Source organism: Neolewinella agarilytica, from assembly GCF_900110645.1.
GTDB lineage: Bacteria > Bacteroidota > Bacteroidia > Chitinophagales > Saprospiraceae > Neolewinella > Neolewinella agarilytica.
Genome location: NZ_FOFB01000027.1, coordinates 1 through 22,173 on the forward strand (window position 1 = coordinate 1; position 22,173 = coordinate 22,173).

At 54.6% G+C, this 22,173-nt stretch carries 18 protein-coding genes; 11 read left to right on the forward strand and 7 right to left on the reverse strand.

Features of this window, described 5'->3' with window-relative positions:
- Positions 1–58 precede the first annotated feature (58 nt).
- From BM123_RS19390 to BM123_RS19415, 6 genes are all read left to right on the forward strand, one after another.
- Positions 59–349: a hypothetical protein gene (locus BM123_RS19390; RefSeq protein WP_139211974.1), complete on the forward strand. Its 291-nt coding sequence runs from the start codon at positions 59–61 to the stop codon at positions 347–349.
- Between the two features lie 206 nt (positions 350–555).
- Positions 556–798, forward strand: coding sequence for a hypothetical protein (locus BM123_RS19395; protein WP_090171992.1), 243 nt, complete (start codon positions 556–558; stop codon positions 796–798).
- Between the two features lie 61 nt (positions 799–859).
- Positions 860–1,933 carry a beta-ketoacyl synthase N-terminal-like domain-containing protein gene (locus BM123_RS19400; RefSeq protein WP_090171994.1) on the forward strand — a complete coding sequence of 358 codons (1,074 nt, stop codon included), beginning with the start codon at positions 860–862 and terminating at the stop codon, positions 1,931–1,933.
- 238 nt (positions 1,934–2,171) lie between these two features.
- Positions 2,172–2,636, forward strand: a complete 465-nt coding sequence (locus tag BM123_RS19405; RefSeq protein WP_090171995.1) for a RidA family protein — start codon at positions 2,172–2,174, stop codon at positions 2,634–2,636.
- A gap of 73 nt (positions 2,637–2,709) precedes the next feature.
- Positions 2,710–3,792, forward strand: a complete 1,083-nt coding sequence (locus BM123_RS19410; protein WP_175489470.1) for a D-TA family PLP-dependent enzyme — start codon at positions 2,710–2,712, stop codon at positions 3,790–3,792.
- On the forward strand, positions 3,789–4,862 hold the full coding sequence (locus BM123_RS19415; RefSeq protein ID WP_090171999.1) for a dipeptidase: 1,074 nt from the start codon (positions 3,789–3,791) through the stop codon (positions 4,860–4,862). The genes BM123_RS19410 and BM123_RS19415 overlap by 4 nt, the downstream gene beginning before the upstream one ends.
- Before the next feature lie 4 nt (positions 4,863–4,866).
- On the opposite strand, the gene BM123_RS19420 is transcribed toward BM123_RS19415, so the two are convergent.
- From BM123_RS19420 to BM123_RS19430, 3 genes are read right to left on the reverse strand one after another with little or no spacing between them, the layout of a single operon-like run.
- A complete protein-coding gene (locus BM123_RS19420) occupies positions 4,867–5,994 on the reverse strand; it encodes a glycoside hydrolase family protein (protein ID WP_090172001.1) in 1,128 nt (375 codons plus the stop codon).
- Positions 5,995–6,005: 11 nt separating this feature from the next.
- Positions 6,006–7,124 (reverse strand): hypothetical protein, encoded by a 1,119-nt coding sequence (locus BM123_RS19425; protein ID WP_139211976.1) that lies wholly within the window; start codon positions 7,122–7,124, stop codon positions 6,006–6,008.
- A 5-nt stretch (positions 7,125–7,129) separates the two neighbouring features.
- A complete protein-coding gene (locus BM123_RS19430) occupies positions 7,130–8,923 on the reverse strand; it encodes an FAD-dependent oxidoreductase (protein ID WP_090172004.1) in 1,794 nt (597 codons plus the stop codon).
- A 370-nt stretch (positions 8,924–9,293) separates the two neighbouring features.
- Here BM123_RS19430 and BM123_RS19435 point away from each other — a divergent pair, with 370 nt between their 5' ends.
- Positions 9,294–10,721 carry a nucleoside hydrolase-like domain-containing protein gene (locus tag BM123_RS19435; protein WP_090172112.1) on the forward strand — a complete coding sequence of 476 codons (1,428 nt, stop codon included), beginning with the start codon at positions 9,294–9,296 and terminating at the stop codon, positions 10,719–10,721.
- A 53-nt stretch (positions 10,722–10,774) separates the two neighbouring features.
- On the opposite strand, the gene BM123_RS19440 is transcribed toward BM123_RS19435, so the two are convergent.
- The gene (locus BM123_RS19440; RefSeq protein WP_090172005.1) at positions 10,775–11,647 is read right to left on the reverse strand and encodes a WD40/YVTN/BNR-like repeat-containing protein; all 873 of its coding nucleotides are present in this window, start codon (positions 11,645–11,647) and stop codon (positions 10,775–10,777) included.
- Between the two features lie 205 nt (positions 11,648–11,852).
- Complete coding sequence (locus BM123_RS19445; protein ID WP_090172007.1) at positions 11,853–12,713, reverse strand: flavin reductase family protein; 861 nt, start codon at positions 12,711–12,713, stop codon at positions 11,853–11,855.
- 561 nt (positions 12,714–13,274) lie between these two features.
- On the opposite strand from BM123_RS19445, the gene BM123_RS19450 reads away from it, so the two are divergent.
- The gene (locus tag BM123_RS19450) at positions 13,275–14,036 is read left to right on the forward strand and encodes an SDR family NAD(P)-dependent oxidoreductase (protein ID WP_090172009.1); all 762 of its coding nucleotides are present in this window, start codon (positions 13,275–13,277) and stop codon (positions 14,034–14,036) included.
- Between the two features lie 140 nt (positions 14,037–14,176).
- The gene (locus BM123_RS19455) at positions 14,177–15,433 is read left to right on the forward strand and encodes an Nramp family divalent metal transporter (RefSeq protein WP_090172011.1); all 1,257 of its coding nucleotides are present in this window, start codon (positions 14,177–14,179) and stop codon (positions 15,431–15,433) included.
- Positions 15,434–15,502: 69 nt separating this feature from the next.
- Here BM123_RS19455 and fahA read toward each other — a convergent pair whose 3' ends face one another.
- Both fahA and BM123_RS19465 read right to left on the reverse strand, forming a co-directional pair.
- Positions 15,503–16,714 (reverse strand): fumarylacetoacetase, encoded by a 1,212-nt coding sequence (fahA, locus tag BM123_RS19460; RefSeq protein ID WP_090172013.1) that lies wholly within the window; start codon positions 16,712–16,714, stop codon positions 15,503–15,505.
- 404 nt (positions 16,715–17,118) lie between these two features.
- Entirely contained in the window at positions 17,119–18,273 is a 1,155-nt protein-coding gene (locus BM123_RS19465) for a homogentisate 1,2-dioxygenase (RefSeq protein ID WP_090172015.1), read from the reverse strand.
- A 226-nt stretch (positions 18,274–18,499) separates the two neighbouring features.
- On the opposite strand from BM123_RS19465, the gene BM123_RS19475 reads away from it, so the two are divergent.
- On the forward strand, positions 18,500–19,657 hold the full coding sequence (locus tag BM123_RS19475; RefSeq protein WP_090172017.1) for a hypothetical protein: 1,158 nt from the start codon (positions 18,500–18,502) through the stop codon (positions 19,655–19,657).
- A 446-nt stretch (positions 19,658–20,103) separates the two neighbouring features.
- Positions 20,104–22,161: a TonB-dependent receptor domain-containing protein gene (locus BM123_RS19480; protein WP_175489471.1), complete on the forward strand. Its 2,058-nt coding sequence runs from the start codon at positions 20,104–20,106 to the stop codon at positions 22,159–22,161.
- Positions 22,162–22,173 lie beyond the last annotated feature (12 nt).

Here is a 22,173-nt window from a genome sequence, read left to right on the forward strand (position 1 = left end):
TGAGCATGATTTGGAAGTTTGGTCGCTAACAAGTTAGCAACTCTGCTTCACTGCCATTTTGAGTAATACTTCACCCTTACATTTGATACACCGCCCAGACCATAGTATTGATGCCGAAGATAGTAACTGGCCAATTTTTTATGCGCTGAAAAAATCAGATAAAGCTTTTATAATTGTGAAAAGGTATTTACTAAATAGTAAGTATAAGTTCCCCCGATCCTTCGCTAAGGGACGTTGGTTTGGGGAGGCTGGCTGGCTGGTACGTGCGATATTCGATTCGATGGAAGAAGAAGAAATCAAACTTATTTCAGAAAAGAGGATGAAGTATTTTAATCAATTTATAGAATAAGCTCATGGGGAGGTTTAATCGAGCAATTTTGTAAATGTCCGGCTAGGATTGTGGCTACTTTGGACTGATATCAAAATCATGATGAATTTATTAAAAAAGAGCAGTATGTGTAGAGTGTTAATAACGATTTTGTTGGCCAGTACGTAGTCGTCGTCTGGGATTACGAAGAAACCCAAAACCGCGTTCTTTTTCGTGAAGACGGAATAATGATCGAAGACCGGGGTTTTCAGATTGACACCTGTACCTGGTTCTATGCTGCAGATCCTCCGACCTTAATTTTCGGAGACGATGCTGGAACTTTTATTTATGGTCCTGCCGGAATCTTTGCTAAAACGTTTGATGTGATAGAGAAGTCAGAAGGATATTATTTACTAGGAGCTGAAGCATTCATTCAGGATTCAATCGGTAGAGAAATTCACGTTGTTGAAAGGTGGGAGATGTTCGACTGAGTAAATGTCGGAGTAATAAGTGGTTTTATGGTCGCCTGAAACACCCTACCTTCGCGCCCCCATGCAAATCATCATCCAATCCCACGCCTCCGTCTCTGCGGCAGGCTCGACGAAAGAAGCCGCGCTGGCCTCCTATCGGGAGGGGCGGGTTTGCTGGTCAATAGACGAGGAAACGGGCTTACCGGTGTATCGGGTAAAAGACTTACCACATAGTCATAAAATTCAAGCGTTCGCCGAAGAACGAGGTGTAGACCGAACGACTCTGCTCGCCCTCCACGCCGCCGACCAAGCCGTAGCTGAAGCTGGTTGGCAAGACAAAGACTTCAGTATCCTGATGGGCTGTTCTCGTGGTCCGACGGGGAATTGGGAGGAAGCTTTTGCTGAATTCACGGAGACCGGTAAAGCGGGCCCTAAGACTTCCCCGAGCACTACTTTGGGGAGCATCGGCTTCGCGCTGGCGGATTACTTTGGTACCAGTGCACTGGCATCGAGCCTGAGTGTTACCTGCTCCTCGGGGATGCACGCCATCCTGCATGGGGTAGCTTTGCTGCGGGCAGGAATGGCCGAGCGGGTGCTGGTAGGCGGCGCGGAGGCGCCGCTGACGACCTTCACCCTCCGCCAGATGGAAGCTCTGCGGATATGTGCCCCCATTCCCCCCGCCGGCGAACACGCCTGCCGACCGATGTCTACCCCTGCCTCCGGCATGGTGGTAGGGGAGGGCGCCGCCTTCCTGGCCCTGAGCCTGGAGGACGATGCTGCGGGTAAACCCGTGATCGAAGGCATTGCCTTCGGCCGCGAGCGGGCGCGGTCATTGACGGGGATTAGCCGGCAAGGCGCAGCGCTCCATCATTGCATGAGGGAATTGATCGAGGCCAACGGCTACCCTGATCTCATCGTCGCCCACGCCCCCGGCACCCGCCGGGGAGATGCGGCGGAGCTGACGGCCATTCAGGCGCTCTCCGAGAACCAGCCGGAGGATCCGCTAGTGACGAGCTTCAAATGGGCGACGGGCCATACCTTCGGGGCGAGTGGTCCGCTGGCGGTCTGTGGGGCCTTGCTCGTTATGCCGGGTAAAAAGGTGTTGGTAAATGCAACTGGGTTTGGGGGGAATGGGGTCAGCTTGATGCTGGGGTAAAGGTTTATGAGTGGCGCTGCGCGCTTTTGCCGGAACGCTGGAAGGTTCCTGGAATGCCTACCTCGAAGCGTCCTGGAAGGACCTTCGAGCATAGACACTCCTAAAGGCCCTTCGGGTATAGATGCCCTCATGGATAGTTAGACCCTTCCACTACAGCTGTGCCCCGTTGCCCCATACTCCCTATATTAAAAACCATCCCGTACCTTTCCTGTCCTATTGATGAACTTAAAAAATTATCATGTCCCCAGACCAAAATTTTGCCGCCCTCGGCCTGACCCTTCCCCCAGCGCCCAAGCCACTGGGCGTGTACAAGCCCTTCCTGATCGTGGATAAGCTGGTCTACGTCTCCGGTCACGGGACGGTGCAGGAAGATGGCAGTCTCATCATCGGTCGGGTAGGGGAAGATATGGACATCGAGGCGGGTAAAGCCGCCGCTCAGCAAGTCGGCCTGGCGATACTGGCGACCCTAAAGGCCAACCTGGGATCTTTTGATCGCATCGAGCGGGTGGTTAAAGTCCTCGGTATGGTCAACGCTACCCTGGATTTTGAACGTCACCCCTACGTGATCAACGGCTGCAGCGAATTGTTTGCTAAGGTCTGGGGGCAGGAAAAAGGCGTTGGTGTCCGCTCCGCCGTAGGCATGGCCACGCTGCCCGATAATATCCCGGTGGAAATTGAAGCTTGTTTTTTGCTGAAAGATTGATGTTTGTACCGCCGACTTCAGTCGGCGGATGATCTTAATCCGCCGACTGAAGTCGGCGGTACAAAATACCCATATGAATTTTTCTCAGCTAGATACCCCCGCCCTCCTCATTGATCGGGATAAGGTCGAACACAACATCCATCTTGCCCTGGAGTACGCCGGTGCCCCGGACCGCTTCCGCCCCCACGTGAAGACCCATAAAATGCTGGAGGTGGCCCGTATGCAGGTAGCCGCCGGTATTTACAAATTCAAGTGCGCTACCATCGCTGAAGCCGAAATGCTGGGGATGGCGGGGGCGAAAGACGTCCTGATCGCCTATCCCTTACAGGGCCCTAAGGTGAATAGGCTACTGGTGCTGACGGATAAATATCCCGGGACAATGTTCTCCGCCCTGATCGATAATCCGGCTTCAGCGGAACACTTCAACTGTGTCTTTGCCGAAGCTGGTAAAACCGCCCGCGTTTACATCGACCTGAATAACGGACATTTCCGTACGGGCATTTCGGCTGCTTTGGCCTACGATCTGGCGCTGAGCTGTGAGCCGCTTGACCACGTCGAGCTGGTCGGCCTGCATTGCTACGACGGGCACATTCGGATGTCTTCGCTGGAGGAGCGAACTGCCGCTTCCCGGACAGCCTTTGAGGAAGTGACGGACCTCCGGGAACGACTGGCGGAAGCCTTACAGAAAAGACTCCCCATCGTTGCCGGTGGCAGCCCGTCCTTCAGCGTTCACCGGAAGCACCACGAAGTGGAATGCAGCCCGGGTACCTGGATTTTCTGGGACCAGCGCTACGGCGAAGTGTACCCCGAGCAGGCCTTCCAGAAGGCCGCCATGGTCGCTACCCGGGTGATTTCCAAAACGGACGCCCATACTTATTGCCTCGACTTAGGGCACAAGAGCATCGCCAGTGAAATGACCTTTCCCAGAGTCGCTCTGCAAACGCCTCATGAGCTGACGCAGATCGGTCATAGCGAAGAACACTTGGTGATCAAGACGGTGGAAGCTGATGTTTTCCAGCCCGGAGAGGTGTTGCTTGGTTACCCCTACCACGTTTGCCCTACCGTGGCACTCTACGAACGCGCCCATGTTTTTAGGGGTGGAGAGCTGGTGGATGAGTGGAAAGTTATCGCTCGTGACCGAAAAATAACGGTATGAAGCAACAGCCCTTAATCATTGATGGTCACCTTGACCTGAGCATGAATGCGATGGAGTGGAACCGCGACCTGCGGCAACCCGTTTCCCGAATTCGCGAGCTGGAAAAAGGAATGACGGACAAGCCCGATCGAGGTAACTCCACCGTGGCCTTCCCCGAGATGAGAGCCGGCAATGTAGGCCTGTGCTTCGGCACCCTGATCGCCCGCTACGCCAAACCGACGCATCCGCTCGGCGGATGGCGCTCCCCCGAACAGGCCTGGGGGATGGTCCAGGCCCAGCTGGCCTGGTACGAAGAAATGGACCGTCAGGGAGCATTGCGGATGATTAAAAACGAGCCAGACCTGAACGATCATCTTGGCCTTCACGGACAAGAGGATAGCGGCCCGATTGGCTTCCTCCTCTCGCTGGAAGGGGCGGATTCCATCGTAACCTTTGACCATTTACACCAGCTGCAGGCGCGCGGGCTCCGGGCCACCGGCCCGGCGCACTACGGCCCGGGTACTTATGCCTTTGGGACCAACAGCGAAGGAAGTATCGGCGAAAAGGGAAAGCAACTGCTGAAGGAAATGGAAAGTCTGGGCATGGCCCTGGACGTGACGCATCTCTGCGATACCAGCTTTTGGGAAGCGATGGCGTGCTTCCGGGGCGTCGTCTGGGCCAGCCACAGTAACTGCCGGGCGCTGGTGAACCATAACCGGCAGTTTTCCGACGAGCAGCTGAAGGCCCTCCTCGAACGAGACGCCGTGATCGGTATGCCACTGGACGCCTGGATGATGGTACCGGGATGGATACGGGGTAAATCTCATCCGTCCAACACAGTCGTCACCCTACAACAGATGATTGACCACATGGACCACATTTGCCAGCTGGCGGGCAATGCCAATCACGTGGCGATCGGCACGGATCTGGATGGAGGCTTCGGAACAGAGCAGGGACCGTCGGACCTTGATACCATTGCTGATTTGCAGAAGCTGACGGGGCTACTGGCCGAAAGAGGCTACTCGGCAACGGAGGTGGATGCGATCTTCCACGGGAATTGGTTACGGAAGATGCGGGAGGTGCTGCAGTGATGGCTTATTTAATGATCACTGGTATTTGTACATTGAACGACTGCCGAACCCCGTTCCCGTCCAGTGTGTCAGCAGCACAGACGAGCATCAACGGTTCGCCGTTTTCAACGTACAGCTGGGGGCGCTCAAGGTGGTCCACGTCGGTGATGGAGCCATCTTCCCAGAAAATCTGCGTGTCACTAAGGAGAGGTTTTTCGGAAAGCGTCCAGTCTAATCCGTCATCAGAATTGAATAAAGCCAGTGATCTTCCGGCCTCAGTGAAGATCCCCCTCATATCTTTTACAATGGCACGATAAGCACCCCGGTGGTGCCAGATGAAAGGGTCTTCAGCCGGAAAGTCATCTCCTTCAATGGTGAATACCTCTACGCCGGCTTGTTTGTAGAACGGTCCGGTTGGGGAATTACTAACGGCCACGCCATGGGCAACCGGACCGCCGAAAGGCATTCTCTTCTTTTTGGCTACTCCTTTATAGATGAGTAAATAGCTGCCGTCAATGAGCTGGGTGATGGAAGGATTACTGGTCATGAGCGCATCGATCGCGTTACTGTCCGGCGATACATCGATCAGTGGCTCATCAAACCTTTCCCAGGGGCCATTGGGGTTATCGGCTACGGCCACTCCAATCCGCTGCAGGTTACGGTGGCTCCAGTTCAGATGGGCGTTGGGATTCTCTGCACCGGGGATGGAAGTCACTCGTTGATCCCCCGTATTGCCCATGTAATAGAGATAGTACTTTCCGTTGTATCTCCTCACCGTAGGATTGTGGGTGCACCAACCGTCCCAATAGTCTGCTCCCCGGCGGGGTAGGGTGACGTCCTGAAAGGTGAAGGGGCCAAAGGCCGTAGGGGCCGTGGCGTGGGCAATCTCAGAATCGGTGACCCAGGCCCAGCCCAGTCGGCGTGGCCATCGGGAATAATACATATGATAAATGCCTGCATCATCTTTCACGACTGAGCCCCCCCAGATGCTCATGGAGTCGTTGCGGAAAATGGATTTCTTGGCCACTTTCCCCAGCGAAACGGTATAGACAGCCGGAGATGATGGCGGCGTATTTTGCGCGTGCCTACTCTTGCAGGTAACCAGCAACAGAGAAACAATTGCTAAAAGGAATAGGGCAAAATGTCTGGGCATATAATTGTGATTTAGGGAATAAGAAAATCCTGTATCAAATAGGCGTAAATGAAGTCGGGGTTTTGTGCTGCCTCCTCCAGGTTGTCACGGACTTCAGGGGGGAGTTGCCCACCGCTTTTCGCCAGCTGTTTCAGATAGATGAGTAGCTGATTCCTGCTCATTTCAATCAGGTGATCAGACAAAGGGGGCGCGGCCGCAGGTGCAAGGGGAAGTTTTTTTAGCAGCAGGGTTTTGCTGCCGTTGTCCAGATCCGGAAACATTTCGTAGAGCGGACCGTAGATATCAGACTGTTGCAGCAGGCTGTCGGGCAATTTCTTGAGGATATGTTTTCTGACCAGGGGGTTGCCCTCTTCAAAAACGTTCATCACCGGGGCGAAGTCCGCAAAGTCTGCTCCTTCCATTTGCCGGACGGCGTAGTAGCGGTAAGTGCTCTGGCCGGAGCGAAGAAACTGTCTCGCCAGCGTATCGGAGTAAATGGCAGGAAGGTTCTCCCGGATTTTCCGACTCGCATCACCGTGTGCGAGGTACCAAAGCCGGTAACAGGAATAAAGAGCCCCGCTGACGATGGAGGCCGTTATCTCCTTTTTCGTCGCACCGCTGATGCCATCAATCTCTACCCCGTTATAAGCGATCTTATCCTGACTTACGCCCCTCAGGTCGTAGAGGTCATCGAGCGACTTGCGGTCCAGAATTGAGTTGCGGTCCAGCAGCAGGCCGTGCAGCTTTTCGTGGTCTTCTGAGAGAAAAGGATCATGGTCGTATTTGGTCAGGGGTTGGTTGGGGTATTCTCCGTAACCAACGTAGTCGCCCAGCAGGTCCCAATACATCTCCACTAATACGGGCTTACAGATACCATCGATGCAAACCGGCGTATTAATGGCCGCGTAGTAAAGCAGTGGTTCCCCCTCCGACGAATAAAGCAGATTCATCTGATGAGTAATGGAGGTGTCCGGGTTGAGGAACAGAAACGCTCCTTCACTTTTGCTTACCGTTTCAAGTTTGAAGCCTGACCGCAGATGCGTTGGCTTATTTACCGGCAGGCCCGCCACCAGCATCCACCATGCCCCCAGCCCCCAGAGTAAAAAAGCGCTTAGGCAGGGCTTTCTATACCGTTCCGAAATAGACTCCAACAGATTCATCGTTTTTCGGGCAATTGGGTTTCCTGCTGATCTTCAATTAGCTGCATGTACTCTTTTAAATGAACTTCATAAATGGCCCGGGGGCCAACGCCGTATTTCTTGCACAGAGAAGCTGCGAAGCCAACGGCTGCTCCCATTTGTCCGCAGGTATTCATTACCCTGGGGCCGCCCAGGCCAATGTGGGAGCAACTGAAGTTGCGCCCCGCCATGAACAGATTACTGATGTTTTTAGAATACAGGCTCCGGTAGGGGATGAAGTAGACCCCGTTCCTGTAAAACAGAGCTTCGGAGAGAAAGTCCGGGGTGTCTTCCTCAAGCAGATTACGCTGGTAATGGACGTCAACTGCCCGGATCTCCTGCACTACAGAATCCGGAAAAGGTGTATTGTTTCTTACATCGTTGAAGGTGAAAATATGATCACCCACCAGGCGGCGGCTCTCGCGTTTACCCACGAGGTACCCAACCCAGTCAATGGCGTAGTTGGCGTTTTCGGGCAGTTTTTTAGCATTAGCATAAGAACCGTAAATGGCTCGTAGCAGATGATCCCGGATTTCTTCTGCATCATCGATCTGGTGAAGGTCGTCTCGGGTAAACTCCCAGTACCATTCTCCAGCCACTGCTGCGTGCTCACCGGCTACCGGTGCAGCCCAGGGAACCTCGGGAAAGGCTACCGGCTTCTCGGCTACCCGGGTCTGAAATAAAATGGAGGAACCCATCACGGCATTATCCGCTTCTTCGGGACTCCAGACTTCACCCCATTTATCCCATTCCTCGCCGTAGGTGTCCACACTTTCCCGGCCGTAAGAGAATTCTGCTCCGGCCCAATATCCGATCCACCCGTCGCCGGTGGCATCTACGTAGAGCGGTGCCGAAAAGCGGATACGCTCGTTTGTTCTGGTATGCCGGGCATCGACGTGCCGGATCTGATTGTCTGCAGAAACCGCGTCATAGGCACGCCAGTTGAGGTAAAGGTCTATGTTGGGGAAGCTGGCCATATTGTCGTCCCGCTTTTGCTGGTCTTTGATGGCATCCGGATGGCCATTGGGGTATTTCTCAGTGTCGATCAGTTTTAGCAGGCGGGCAAACTTCCCGTATATCCCCAGGGTGTGTACTCTGATTTCGCTACTGGCATTTCCACCCAACACGGGGCGATCGTGGATAAGGGCGACCCGTAAGCCACGCTCTGCGGCGGCCATCGCTGCGGCGCATCCGGAAATACCTCCTCCGGTTACCACCAGGTCATAGGCTTTGTTGGTTTCCGGGGCCTCGGGGCTTCCGTCTTTTTCTTTGCGCCATTCGGCCAGCGCTTCTCCGCCATCGGGTAGGACCGCTTCGCGGTCCTGGCTGAAGTAGATGGCGTCGCAGCGGCCATCAAAACCGGTGAGGTCACGTAAACTGATGCGCAATGTTTTGCCCCGGTTTTTTATACTACCGGCATACTCCCACCCCCATCCAGGGCTCAGCCCCAGTTCATTACTCAGGCTTTTTCCATTGATCTCAATGAGGAAGCGCCCCGGCGCTTCCCAATTTCCCGGAACCCAGTTTTTCGTCCGGGCCCAAACGTGATACAGACCTTTTTCGGAGAGTTTGATTTCCGCAGATGCATCCTGAACGGGCTGACCGGAGCCATGGGCAATTAGATAAGAAGAGCCCATTTGTTCCACGAATTGCTGGTCTGTCAGCCATCCCCCGGGAGTAGGGAAAGACTCCGCCTCCAGCAGGAAATCCTGCTGTCCGAAGACGGTAACGGGGAATAATGCCAGTAGGAATAAAAAGAGGAATTGATTCATGATCGGACAGTTATACGCTTAGTTCTTTAAAAGGGAAACTAAAACTAGGATGTCCTTAAGGCTGTGTGTAGACCTCATCGGTTAAATGGTAACACATACCTGTTTTTTCTTCTGTTCGGCGTGTAACCACCCCCGCTCACACAGTAGATCAATTGCACCTGCCCGATAATGTCGGTATGTCTGGGCTCCTAATAGTAATCTTGTCTTACTGCTCTTTCAGGCTGGCTTAAGCTAAAGTATTAAGTTGCTTCAACCGCTGATTTTTACCTTACCTTAAAGTCGGATTTAACCAACATCCTTACTAAGAAAGATCAACATGAAATTCAGCCGCTTTGCCACTTATACGGGGATCTTTTCTCTTGAGTATAAAATGATCTTACTAACGGTATTGTGTATTTCAATCTCACCATTCTGCGAGGTCTCTGCCCAGGAGATAGCCAAAGAACGCCTGATTGTTCTGACCGATATCGAAGCCGATCCCGACGATACTCAATCTTTGGTACGTTTATTTCTTTACGCCAATCAATTGGACATTAAGGGCCTCGTGGCCACAACCTCATGCTGGATGACCGCAACGATCAATCCCGCTTCCATTCAAAAGGTAATCGATGCCTACGGTAAAGTTCAGCCTAACCTCCTGAAGCATGAACCCGGATACCCGTCTGCGGAGCGTTTGTCAGCTCTCATTAAGCGTGGCCTGCCAAAATACGGCATGTCTGGCGTGGGCAAAGGAATGGATTCTGAAGGCTCTGATTGGATCATCAAAGTTCTCGAAGAGGACGACGAGCGCCCACTCTGGATATCCGTCTGGGGTGGCGTTAATACCCTGGCTCAGGCACTGCATAAAATCCGGGAGACGAAAAGTAAAGAAAAGGCTCAGGAGCTAATTGCCAAACTGCGGGTGTACACCATCTCCGATCAGGACGACAGCGGCATCTGGATCCGGAATAATTTCCCCGACCTCTTCTACATCGTCAGCCCTGGAGACTACTACGCTGACGCTACCTGGACCGGAATCAACGCCTTCATTAAGGGTAACGATAACGAGGAAATCAGCAATAGCTGGATTGCGGATAATATTCAGCAGGGGCACGGCGCCCTTGGCGCCGTTTATCCCGATGTTGCCTGGGGAGTAGAAGGAGATACGCCCGCTTTTTTATCTCTGATTCCTAATGGCCTCAATCAGGCAGAAAAGCCTGAGTGGGGAGGCTGGGGCGGACGCTACGAACTGTATCAGCCTGACTTCAGCAAGACCCGAAAAGGAGGCTCCATCGTGGAGATTTCTCCGGAGACGCGCCCCATTTGGACAAATGCAACTGACCATTACGTTCCATACCTTCCTAAGGAATACGGGCGGACGGTCTTGCCGGACACGGCAAGTTTTACCGGTTATCGGGAGACACTCTGGCGGTGGCGGGATGACTTCCAGAACGACTTTGCGGCGCGAATGGACTGGTGTTACCAATCTTTTGCTGCCGCCAATCACCCGCCGGTGCCCGTTCTCAGCCATCCGGAGAAGCTGACGGTTACCGCAGGAGAACAGTTTACCCTGGATGCATTCGATTCTACTGACCCGGATGGAGACAACCTTAGCTTCCTCTGGTTTCATTATCCGGAAGCCGGAAGCTATAAAGGTGACTTTAGCGTCGGAGCCGCTAATAATGTTCACCTGGTTCACCTGACGGCTCCCGAGCTGGAGCAAGAGGCCAGTCTGCATATTATTTTGAAGCTGACGGACAAAGGAGTACCTGCCCTTAGTCGCTATAAGCGGGTCATGGTGACGGTGAAGCCTAAGTAAGTGCTAAAGCCAAAGGGAATCTTTCCGTTCTGACCACTGTGCAGAGTACAGCCCTAACAACCATAGCCCGGCCAAACCAGCCACCCCCGTGAGGTTGGATGGATCCGGCCGGCCGGCGTATCTCCGGGGATTTGGGCTTTGTATCCACTCCAAAGCGCTTCGGGGAGATTGTCGTTGGGCAGGCCATTGGGGAACCAGGTGAGACGGGGCTCCCAGTGCGATCCGTCTTTTGTCCGATACATCTCATCTTTAGCGGAAATGACGTAGAGGTAATCTCCTCCGGTAAGGAGCTGAGCGAAAGCCCATTCGGGTTGCACATCAGACCAGCTGATGCCTTTGTCCGTCAAAATTCCAATACCGTTCTGCCTGGCCACGAAGAGTCGGTCATTGTGAAGAGACAGGGCATTGATCGGAGTCAGGTCGGTGCTGTGGCGTTTCCAACTATCGCCATTATCATAAGACTGCCAAAGGCCACTGTGGCTGGCGGCCAGTAGCAGGTCATCATTGAAAATGAAATCGCTTACGGTACTGTTGATGTTAAACATCGCCCGGCGCCAGTAAGCGCCGCCGTCTTTAGAAATGTACACGCCATGCTGGTAAGTACCCAGCAGAATAATCTTACCGTGTGCCGACAGTGCAGTAGGAAAAAAATCTTTGCTGCCAAGGGGAAGCCCTTTACTGCGGTTTTCCCAGGTACAGCCATCCGCTGTCAGTACGTAGATGCCTTTGGTGTTACTGGCCAGGAAGAGGTCGCCCTGATGATCCATCACGTTGCGAACCTGCAGTTTCTCCGGAAGGCCTTCGGCAAAATTATTCCAGTGCTGTCCATTGTCCGTACTTACGTAAAGGATGGGAGGAGGGGCGCTCGCCGCGGGTACAGGGGCTGTTGAAAACAGCAAAGTGAATAGCAGGGGAAACAGGTACATCGGACAATTATTTGGTTAGCCGCAAGGTAGGATCGGGGCTGCACCAAAGTTAATAACGAATGTAAAAGGATGTAAAAGCTGGCTGGCCCGGCGTACGCTGCTTCCAGCAGCGATCGGCCAAAGCTGCTTCCAGCCGCGCTACGCAATTACTGCACGAACGGAGTACGCTTCGGCGACCAGGCGCAGAGCAGCGCATATAGCGGTATTACCCCAGCAAAATGCGCAAGGCCAGTTCCACATCACCCCGCTCCAGAGAGTCCTTGGCCAGGGTATGGAGAGATTCCCGACCTTGTGACCTGGCCTGCGCTACGGCAGGGAGCTTAGCGGCTTTGGCGATTTCTGCTTCGGTTGGCAAGCGCTCGGCGTTGCCGAGCCGACCGAGGTTGTTGCCGGACAAGACAGTGCTGTTCCGGATGTGCGGAGGCAGGGCGTCAACGCCAATGCCCAGGCTGCGAACCGGCTTGGGAATTTCGAATAGTGATTCCGGGATGGCGCGCACGTAGTCATTGCCCCCCATGCGGCCCACCAGGTCGAGCAGGGTAGGGTCAAAGGTTCCGCCCGGGGCGAACTCGTCGCGGACGTGAATACAAACCACGCGAGCCAGCACCAGATTGCCGGCCATAGGGCCGTCACCCAATGGAATCACCCGGTCCACTACACACTCGAAGGAAACCGGTGATTCCCCCACCCGGGGCGGACGCACAGACTCACTTTGCACCTGCGTCAGCGCCGCCTTCTCAAACTCATTCACCTCCGGTGGATAAGCGGTCGAGGTAAGCGACATCTGCTCCACCATAGCATGATCAACGATATTAATGACCACCTCCGGCACCGCTAATACGTTATTGAGCGTATCCTTGGTCTTCCCATCCCGCCCACTGCGTAGGGGAGAAAAAGCCAGCATCGGCGGATCTCCACTAACCACATTAAAGAAGCTGTAGGGGCTCAGATTTACCTTGCCTTCAGCGTCTATCGTAGAGGCAAAGCAGATGGGGCGAGGCGCTACAGCCCCGGCAAGAAAGGAATAAGTCTCACGGGGAGAAAGGTCGGTGGCGGTCAGGATCATATGATTTGGGCAATACCCGCTCTTCGGAGGGGTTTTAGTGAGCTCAAAGGTAATCAAGCTACTGTGTTTTCACTATCTCTTGACCGTCAGATGGTTAATCAAAGATGTGCGAGTTGAAAATGAATAACCGTTTTTTTTGTGCCCGGGACGACCCGGACGGAAGACTAAATTTTCGCAAAAACTGGTTGACCAATTTTGCAGACCCACTTATTTGGGGTAATTTTCCTCCATGAAAAGAGGTTCACATGCAAAAATAAGGGATGAAGAAACATCCTTTCAGGACATATCCAATTTTGGGAACCTGAACAATCGTGCCTAAGTCAAAGTAGGTTTAACCATGCTGTTTCTTCGGAATGAAGAATGGTGTCGCACGGTTTACCCATTGATTGCAAACTTCCCATTGGTGGTTAGTAGTTAAGGGCGAGCAGTGCTATGAAACTTGAAAACTGCTTCGACTCAGGTATGCTTTCATCAAGACTAAATTTTTAATCGAGGGAGGGGGACTTTCCCCGCCTGGATTTCATCAAAACAACAATAACTAAACAAGACAAATTACATTTCATGAGTAACAATGGAAAAGTGGCTATAGTCACAGGTGCCACTGGCGGTATTGGTTTCGCAGTAGCCAAGAGACTAGGTGAAGACGGATATACTGTCGTACTAAACGGTATTGACGATGAAAAAGGAGCTGAAAGAATACAGGAGCTCACCGCTGCTGGAATTAAGGCCGAGTACTACGGCTTCGACGTAACGAAAGAAGATGCCGTAACTTCTAACATCAAGGCTATTGGTGAAAAGTACGGAAGGATTGACGTGCTGGTAAACAATGCCGGTGGGTTAGGAGGAAGATCCCGCTTTGAAGAAATGACTACGGAGTTTTACCGCTTTGTGATGGCACTGAATCTTGATTCTGTGTTTTTCGCTTCAAGAGCTGCCATCCCCTTCCTGAAAAAAGGAGATAACCCGACGATCATCAACTACACGTCCAACGCTGCCTGGAATGCAGGAGGGCCGGGAGCTGGTATTTACGGTACCTCAAAGGCAGGCGTACAGACCATTACCAGAGCTCTCGCCAAGGATTTGGCGGAGTACGGAATCCGCGTCAATGCGGTATCCCCCGGTACTATCGATACGCCTTTCCACAAGCAAATCAAGTCAACAAAGCCGGAGGTGTTCGCTTCATGGGCGAACAACATCATGCTCGGCAGACTGGGGCAACCGGACGACGTAGCCGGCGTAGTCTCTTTCCTGGCCAGCAAAGATGCGGCTTTCCTGACGGCAGAGACCATTCAGGTCGGTGGCGGACAGGCATTGGGCATCTAAGCCAATGGCTTAAGACCGAGGTCTTAAGTTGAATAGACTTCCTGCTAAAAACGCGAGAAGTAATCAGTGGACTAACCAGGTATATTTCCGGGTTAGTCCACTTGTTTTTATAAACCAAGCCACGGCAATATTTCCTGATAATGGCAATCACTAAAGATAAAGTACTCAAGGGTTTAGCGGCCTTTCTTCCGGGCATTTTCCTGCTGGGGTTTAATATCGGAACCGGAAGTGTAACTGCCATGGCGAAGGCAGGTGCCTCCTACGGAATGTCCTTACTCTGGACGATTGTCGCTTCCTGTCTGACGACCTATTTTATGATCAACCTCTACAGCCGCTATACCCTGGTGACGGGGGAGACAGCGCTGCAGGCCTTTCGTAAGCATATTCACCCGGCCGTTGGCATTTTCTTTATCGTGGCACTGACCGCCGGCGTCATGGGCAGTGTGATGGGCGTGATGGGGATTGTGGCGGACATCTGCTATGAATGGTCCAAAAGCTTTGTTGCGGGCGGGATTTCGCCCGTCGTTTTTGCGGCATTCTTTATATCACTGGTCTACTTTATTTTCTGGAAAGGGAAGACCCAATTCTTTGAGCGGGCCTTAGCGGTCATTGTGGCCATTATGTCGGTTTGCTTTGTGGCCAACTTCTTTATCCTTATGCCCCCGCCGGTAGAGATAATAAAGGGCTTGATTCCCAATATGCCACAACTACCCGTTGATGAAGGCCGCGGACCATTTTTAGTGATTGCCTCCCTGGTGGGGACGACCGTCTTTTCGGGCCTCTTCATCATCAGAACAACCCTGGTCAAGGAGGCCGGTTGGACGCTGAAGGATAGTAAAGCGCAGCGCAAAGACGCCATCGTCGCGGTGTCTCTGATGTTCATCATCAGTATGTCCATCATGGCCGCCGCCGCAGGAACGCTCTACCTGGAGGGCATCAGCCTGACCCGAGCTTCCCAGATGATCGAATTGCTGGAGCCCCTGGCGGGGCCATTGGCCACCGGAATTTTCGCCTGTGGCATCATTGCCGCGGGCGTGTCTTCTCAGATACCCAACGTCCTGATGCTCCCCTGGTTGCTCTGCGATTACAACCAGTCCGAGCGGGAAATGACACTGCCCAAGTACCGAATCATGGTTTTCCTGATTTCTTTACTGGGGCTTGTGGTTCCCATCTTTGATGCCCGGCCGGTATTCGTGATGATCGTCTCCCAGGCCTTTAATGCCGTGATCCTGCCGGCTACGGTGCTGTGCATTTTCTACCTGGGGAACCGGAAAGACCTGATGGGGGCTTACCGGAATGGTAAGGTCACCAATGGTATCCTGCTCCTGATTTTACTGTTCTCCATCTTTACCTCGGTGGTGGGGGTGAGAGGGGTTTGGCAGTTGATCGGCGGGTAGGGCAAAAGCAGGCGCGGCCGCAGGTGCGGACTATGCTTAGGGAGCAGTGTAGGCTGTAGGGCGGGCTAGTTATTCTGTTATCTGTCCGCTGACTGCCCCAAAGCCTATCCGGATGTCTCCTTTCTCCCCCCAACCCCGCATCACCACCGTATCCCCATCCTCCAGGAAAGTGCGAGGGGTACCATCCGCCAGGAGGAAGGGCTTTTTGCCGCCTTCAGAGATCTCGAGTAAGGAGCCGTAGGAAGCTGCATCCTTGCCCGAGATGGTGCCCGACGCCATCAGGTCGCCCACCCGGACGTTGCAACCATTGACGGTGTGGTGGGCCAGCTGCTGGGCCATGTTCCAGTACATGTAGCCGAAGTTGGAGTGGGAGACGATAGTCTCCGGGCCGCCTTTAGGGGTGATGCTGACTTCGAGCTTAATGTCGTAGTTGTTGAGGCCTTCGGTTTGCAGGTAGGGGAGTACTTCAGGGTCCTGCACGGGTCCTGCGATGCGGAAAGGTTCCAGGGCCTCCAGCGGGACGACCCAGGGCGACATTGAGGAAGCGAAGTTTTTACCGAGGAAGGGGCCGAGGGGGACGTACTCCCACTTCTGGATATCCCTTGCACTCCAGTCGTTGAAGAGAACGAGGCCGAAGATGTAGTCTTCGGCTTCAGCGGTGGAAATCGGCTCGCCGAGGGTGGAGTCTTTGCCAATGAGGAAGCCCATTTCGAGCTCGAAGTCGAGGTTCTGGGAAGCTCGGAACTCTGGAGTGTCCATGGCCTTGGTCTTGACCTGGCCTGAGGGGCGGCGGATGGGCGTTCCGCTGACGACAATCGAGCTCGCCCGCCCGTGGTAACCCACGGGCAGATGCCGCCAGTTGGGCAGCAGCGCATTGTCGGGGTCGCGGTAAAGTTTGCCGACGTTGGTGGCGTGCTCGATGCTGGAGTAGAAGTCGGTGTAATCACCGATCCGGACGGGGAGATGCATCGTGGCTGCCAGTCGGTCTTCGAAGAGATCGGGCCGGTTGGTCAGGGGGCCATCTTTGCTCCTTAACCACTCTTGCACCTGCGTCCGCGCCCCGTTTGTTACCTCCTTTCCGAGCGCCATAAAGGGGTTGAGAACGTCTTCGTAAAACACGCTCGTGTCGAAATCGAAGAGGCCCATCTCGCCAACTTTGGACATATCCAGAATCTGATCGCCAACGGCGATGCCGACGCGGGGCGATTCGCCGGGCATGGAGAAGATGCCCCAGGGGAGGTTGTGAAGGGTGAAGTCGGAGTTGGGGGGAATGGGGGACATATTGCTCACGCTTTGCGTTCGTGCTCCCCGGATTACGTCGCGACTTCGTCGGCGACTTCATCCGGGGCTAAGGATGTTTGACTTCCCCGGATTACGCCCGAGGCTACGCCTCTTGCTTCATCCGGGGCTAAGGATGTTTGACTTCCCCGGATTACGCCCGAGGCTACGCCTCTTGCTTCATCCGGGGCCAAGGATGTTTGACTCCTTCGGAGTCGGTGGTTAGATGGCTCCCCTCTCCTCCGGACCTCCGGAGGAAGCCGCGAAACGAAAGGGGTTGGGGGAGAGGTTTTTTATGGACTTCATCCGGGGCTAAGGATGTTTGACTTCCCCGGATTACGCCCGAGGCTACGCCTCTTGCTTCATCCGGGGCCAAGGATGTTTGACTCCTTCGGAGTCGGTGAGTTTTATAACCAGGACTGATGATAATCCCCCGTATCAATCTTCACGGCTTCTTCAGTGATCTGCAGTGGTGCGAAGGTATCAATCATCACGGCCAGCTCCTCGGTGCCGGTGTGGCCGATGCTGCCTTCGTATGTACCCGGGTGCGGCCCGTGCGGGATGCCGCCGGGATGAAGGCTGATGTAGCCCGGGCCAATGCCCGTGCGGCTCATGAAGTCACCGTCGACGTAGTAGAGCATCTCGTCCGAATCAATGTTCGAGTGATTGTAGGGCGCCGGGATGGACTGCGGGTGGTAATCGTAGAGCCGGGGCACAAAGGAGCAGACGACAAAACTCTTCGTTTCAAAGGTCTGGTGCACCGGTGGCGGCTGATGGACCCGCCCGGTGATGGGCTCGAAGTTATGAATGCTGAAACCGTAGGGGAAGTTGTAGCCGTCCCAACCGACGACGTCGAAGGGATGGGAAGCGTAGATCAGGGTATGCAGCACACCCTGTTTCTTGATCTTCAGCGTGAATTCTCCGGTTTCATCATGGGTTTCCAGCTCCTGCGGAAGCTTGAGGTCGCGCTCGCAGAAAGGGGAGTGCTCCAGCAGCTGCCCGAAGTGGTTGCGGTAACGCTTCGGGGTATAAATCGGGTCAGTGGACTCTGCGAAGAGCAGGCGGTTGTCTTCGGTGTCGAAGCTGATCTGGTAGATCATGCCCCGGGGAATAACGAGATAGTCGCCGTACTCGAAAGGGATGTTACCGACCAGCGTCCGCAGCGTGCCGCTGCCCCGGTGAACGAAGAGGAGTTCGTCCGCATCCGCATTTTTGTAGAAGTAATCGGTCAGGCTGTGGCGTGGCGCTGCCACGCCGATCTGGATGGTGGAGTTGACGAGCAAGGCCTTGCGGCTGTCGAGAAAATCATCCTCCGGAGCTACGTCAAAACTGACCAGCTTACGGCTCTTGATCGTTTTGGCGTCCGCAATCTTCGGGCTGACGTCGACGCTGCTGACAATGTCCCTTACCTGGGTCGGCCGCCGCAGGTGATAGAGTAAGGAAGACATGCCGTCAAAGCCGATCGTGCCGAACAATTGCTCGTGGTAGAGCGACCCGTCCGGCTTCCGGAATTGAGTGTGCCGTTTGGGCGGAATTTGGCCAAGTTGATGGTAAATGGGCATGATGGAAATATTTGTTGCAAATGTAATGGTTGTCGGGGCAATGTTGTTGTGGGGGGTAGGTTGCAAGTTGCAGGGTGCAGGTTGCAGGTTGCAGGTTGCAAGTTGCAAGTTGCAGGTTGCAGGGTGGGGAGTTGCAGGGTGCCAGGTTGCAGGTTGCGGCCGGCGACTGAAAGTTTGCGGGAGAACTCAGGAAGGCCGTAACTTCCACCCACCCCGAAAAGATACCATGCTTCGTCCTCTTCTTGCGCTGTTTTTATTGTTACTCCTTTGCGTTGGCTGCGATGATATCCCGCGGACGGGAGGGCAGGTGAACGGTCCTAAGCCTGTATTGGTGGGGCCGGCTTTCACGGAATTTAACAGTAATGGGCCGGAGGCCGGTCCTCTGTCTATCAGTGACAACTCCCGCCTGCACAGCTACCACGCGATGTTGGATCATCCGGATGATTTCGGCTGGGCGGTCAATGAAGATGGTCCGGCATTTGTAACGACAATCGAGCATGACACCGAAGTGTCCTTACACCAGCGTGGCTACTGTCTTTTTTTGGGCCGGAGCCGGGTGCAGGGGGCGCCTGCTGACGCCGAGCCGGATTTGCTGACGGCCATCGTCTTCGAATGGACGGACCGTTGGGAACTCAGGATGGCCGCGAATTTCTCTCCGCCGGATTATTACGTAGTGGAGGAACTACTAAAGCCACCGGTAAAGAGCGATCGGCAGGTACTTTTCGGCAGCCTCTCCCGCCGCCGGACGGGCAATGGCTATCGCCGTCAGGTAGATGTTTTTCTCTTCAACGGCACGCAACTACGGATGGCACTGATGGAATTCGGAGATGCCCGAAAGTCAAAGCCCTTGCTGGAGGGAGAAGGCGAGCTGCCACCGATATACGAGGTAGCTAATGAGTACGAGCATTATCTCATCATTGATGGTGATTCAACGAAAATCCTCCGGCACCTCAACATGGGCTTCTATGAAGCGGAAGCGGATGAACTCAGCCGGGAATCAAGCATACTGCGGGATTACCTCAACGACGTCCGGAAAGAAAGATGGGCCTTAATGATGACGGGATACGGCGAAGAAATTTTTGGATACAACGGAAGCGGCTCCATCAGCCGTGACTCCATGCTGAAAATTGACCGGGCCTTTGGCGATAGCCTGCAGGTGCTGCATCTGCGCTCGGGCAACGAACAACGTTCGGGTAGCCAGCAGGGCTACACGCAACGGTCGGGGCTGGTATACAGCATCGGGCGGCAGAAAGAAAGCGGACGCTTAACGGCTGGTATCTGGGACATTGGCCTGACGGTGGATAACAACAGTAAAATCCGGGAAATTCGCCGCCGGCTGATTAAACCGCTGCCGGTGGATCCCTTTTTTGCGGGAGTGGAGTAGGGTAGTGTACGGCTGTTCCTTTTTAGCGATGGGTTCCCTTGTCGGCTTCGCCGACTCCCTCAGCCATCGCTACCATAGACGCCCTTTCAGGGCTGGTGAGTAGGTGGTTTTTGGATGAATAATTTGCCCTCCCGCCCGAAAATCCCTCCTAACCTCTCCTCCTCTCTGCGCCCTCCGCGCGCAAAATCCCCGCAGCTGCGAAGCAGCCCCTCAGCAAAACTGACCGCTTAGGGCAAACGCATCAAATCTAAAACTGTAATCCAATAGTTGGTTTTTGTTCTGATCGAACGCAGTGAGCTGTCACTTGCGGTAGCAAATCAAGAATCAAATATCGAGAATCGCCAATCGCCAATCAAAAACGTAGCAAACGAAGTTTGATGCGTTTGCCCTTACTGACCGCTCAACTTAGTCGTACAGCAACCGCCCAATATCTTACCTTCGCCCCCATGACAAAGCTCCTCGTAACCCTCCTCTGCACCTGCGTCAGCGCCTTCCTGTTTGCCCAGCAAAGCGACACCTTATTATTGTATGATATCCCGACGACGACCGTTACCGCCTACGGTGCCAAGGCCATTGAGCCCATCGCGGCCCCGGTAAGTCGGCTGACGGAAACGGAGCTGGATCGTTACGACAATTCCTCTTTGCTCACCGGCCTCAACCGACTGCCCGGCGTTCGTTTTGAAGAGCGGGCTACGGCCAGTTACCGGATTGCGATCCGGGGCGCCTCGCTGCGGGCACCCTTTGGCGTGCGGAACACGCAGGTGTACTGGAATGGTCTTCCGTACGGAGAGCCAGGCGGCGACGTGCCCCTGAATTTTCTGGATGCAGTGAACGTGGATCAACTCGAAGTCATCCGTGGTCCGAGCGGCGGATTTTACGGTCCGGGCACCGCTGGCACGCTGCTGCTGAATACGAAACGGCTGACGAATGAGCAGAAAAAAACGGCCGTGGAAGCTGGCCTTGCGGCGGGGTCTTACGGCTATTTTCGCGGGGAATTGAAGCTGGAGTCTGCCAATGAATACGGCGGCTACCGCCAGTTTCGGATCGGCTATCAACGCACGGACGGCTACCGGGATCATAGCGCGATGGAGCGGACGACGATGCAGTATTCTTCACTACTGGGTAAGAGTAAGGAGGGCAGCGAGACCCGCCTGCATGCGCTCTACACCAAGCTTGATTATGAGTTACCGGGTGGGTTGAACGCCGGGCAATATGAGGAGAATCCCCGGCAGGCGCGGCCGGGAAGCGCGGAAACGAACGCTTCCATTCACTACCATAATATGCTCATTGGCGTGACGCACAACCAGCAGCTGGGAGGCTGGCGTTCGGAATTCTCGGCCTACGCCACGGGCTTTTATTTTGACCATCCGTTCAACTTCGATTACAAGCGGGAGGCCAACCTGGGCGGAGGAACCCGGGCAGCGTTTACCCGTGATTTTACGGATGATTTGGCGCTCACCGCAGGTGCAGAGGCGCGCTTTCAATACCGCAATGGGCAGAACTTCGGCAACGACGCCGGGCAGCCCGCCGACCTGAATTTCTCCGACGAAATATTTTCGGAGCAAAGCCTGCTGTTCGGCCAGCTCGTGTATAAACCGGGGGCATGGGACTTCACCCTCGGCCTCAGCTCCAGTGCGCTGGAGTATACCGTCGACCGCACCTTTTCCGCCAACGGCGGAGCGGGCAAAACCAGCTTCTCCGCCAACCGCCCCCTCTCCCTGCGCCTGGCCGCCGGCCGGCAATTGGGCAAGGGCCAATACCTCTACGCCAGCCGCGCTGACGGCTTCAGCCCGCCTACGCTCGATGAGTTCCGCACCAACGAGGGGAGCCTTAATGTGGACCTCGACCCCGAAGTAGGGACCAACTACGAAGTCGGCTACCGCTACGCGCAAGGCAAGGTCAAAGCGGAAGTCACCGCCTTCCACTTCGCCCTCGACGAAGCCATCACCAGCTTCACTGATGAGCGCGGCACTCAGCTTTTCCGTAACGCCGGCCAGACCCGCCAGCAGGGCCTCGAAATCGGCGCGGGCTACCGAGCCCTGGATGCTACCCAGGGACCGATGAGCCTCAACTTCTACGGCAGCTATACTTACTACAACTTCACTTACCAGGATTTTGAGCAGCGGGGCACCAACTTCAGCGGCAACAATATCCCCGGCGCCGCGCCGCATACCCTGAACCTGGAAATAAGTGCAGCGCTCACAAGCGGTCCCTACCTCAATGTCTTCCACACCTTTATGGACGCGATCCCCCTCAACGACGCCAACGATGTTTTTGCGGAGAGCTTCCAGCTGCTTCGCCTGCAGATTGGCTTCCGGCGCGGCCGCTACGACGTCTTCCTTACCGGGGCTAACCTGCTCGACGAGCAGATGAGCTTTGGGAACGATCTGAACCCTCAATTCGGGGGGCGGTACTTTCAGCCCGCGCCGGGGCGGAATTGGCAGGTTGGGGTGCGGTTTGTACCGCCGACTTCAGTCGGCGGGTATAAAAGATCCGCCGACTGAAGTCGGCGGTAC

Excerpts from the sequence above, each read along its gene's own strand:
- BM123_RS19440 (WP_090172005.1), bottom strand. The coding sequence starts at position 11,647 with ATGTACCTGTTTCCCCTGCTATTCACTTTGCTGTTTTCAACAGCCCCT.
- BM123_RS19405 (WP_090171995.1), top strand. The coding sequence starts at position 2,172 with ATGTCCCCAGACCAAAATTTTGCCGCCCTCGGCCTGACCCTTCCCCCA.
- BM123_RS19455 (WP_090172011.1), top strand. The coding sequence starts at position 14,177 with ATGGCAATCACTAAAGATAAAGTACTCAAGGGTTTAGCGGCCTTTCTT.
- BM123_RS19410 (WP_175489470.1), top strand. The coding sequence starts at position 2,710 with ATGAATTTTTCTCAGCTAGATACCCCCGCCCTCCTCATTGATCGGGAT.
- BM123_RS19395 (WP_090171992.1), top strand. The coding sequence starts at position 556 with ATGATCGAAGACCGGGGTTTTCAGATTGACACCTGTACCTGGTTCTAT.
- BM123_RS19400 (WP_090171994.1), top strand. The coding sequence starts at position 860 with ATGCAAATCATCATCCAATCCCACGCCTCCGTCTCTGCGGCAGGCTCG.
- BM123_RS19450 (WP_090172009.1), top strand. The coding sequence starts at position 13,275 with ATGAGTAACAATGGAAAAGTGGCTATAGTCACAGGTGCCACTGGCGGT.
- BM123_RS19465 (WP_090172015.1), bottom strand. The coding sequence starts at position 18,273 with ATGCCCATTTACCATCAACTTGGCCAAATTCCGCCCAAACGGCACACT.
- BM123_RS19435 (WP_090172112.1), top strand. The coding sequence starts at position 9,294 with ATGATCTTACTAACGGTATTGTGTATTTCAATCTCACCATTCTGCGAG.
- BM123_RS19475 (WP_090172017.1), top strand. The coding sequence starts at position 18,500 with ATGCTTCGTCCTCTTCTTGCGCTGTTTTTATTGTTACTCCTTTGCGTT.
- BM123_RS19415 (WP_090171999.1), top strand. The coding sequence starts at position 3,789 with ATGAAGCAACAGCCCTTAATCATTGATGGTCACCTTGACCTGAGCATG.
- BM123_RS19445 (WP_090172007.1), bottom strand. The coding sequence starts at position 12,713 with ATGATCCTGACCGCCACCGACCTTTCTCCCCGTGAGACTTATTCCTTT.
- fahA (WP_090172013.1), bottom strand. The coding sequence starts at position 16,714 with ATGTCCCCCATTCCCCCCAACTCCGACTTCACCCTTCACAACCTCCCC.
- BM123_RS19480 (WP_175489471.1), top strand. The coding sequence starts at position 20,104 with ATGACAAAGCTCCTCGTAACCCTCCTCTGCACCTGCGTCAGCGCCTTC.
- BM123_RS19420 (WP_090172001.1), bottom strand. The coding sequence starts at position 5,994 with ATGCCCAGACATTTTGCCCTATTCCTTTTAGCAATTGTTTCTCTGTTG.
- BM123_RS19430 (WP_090172004.1), bottom strand. The coding sequence starts at position 8,923 with ATGAATCAATTCCTCTTTTTATTCCTACTGGCATTATTCCCCGTTACC.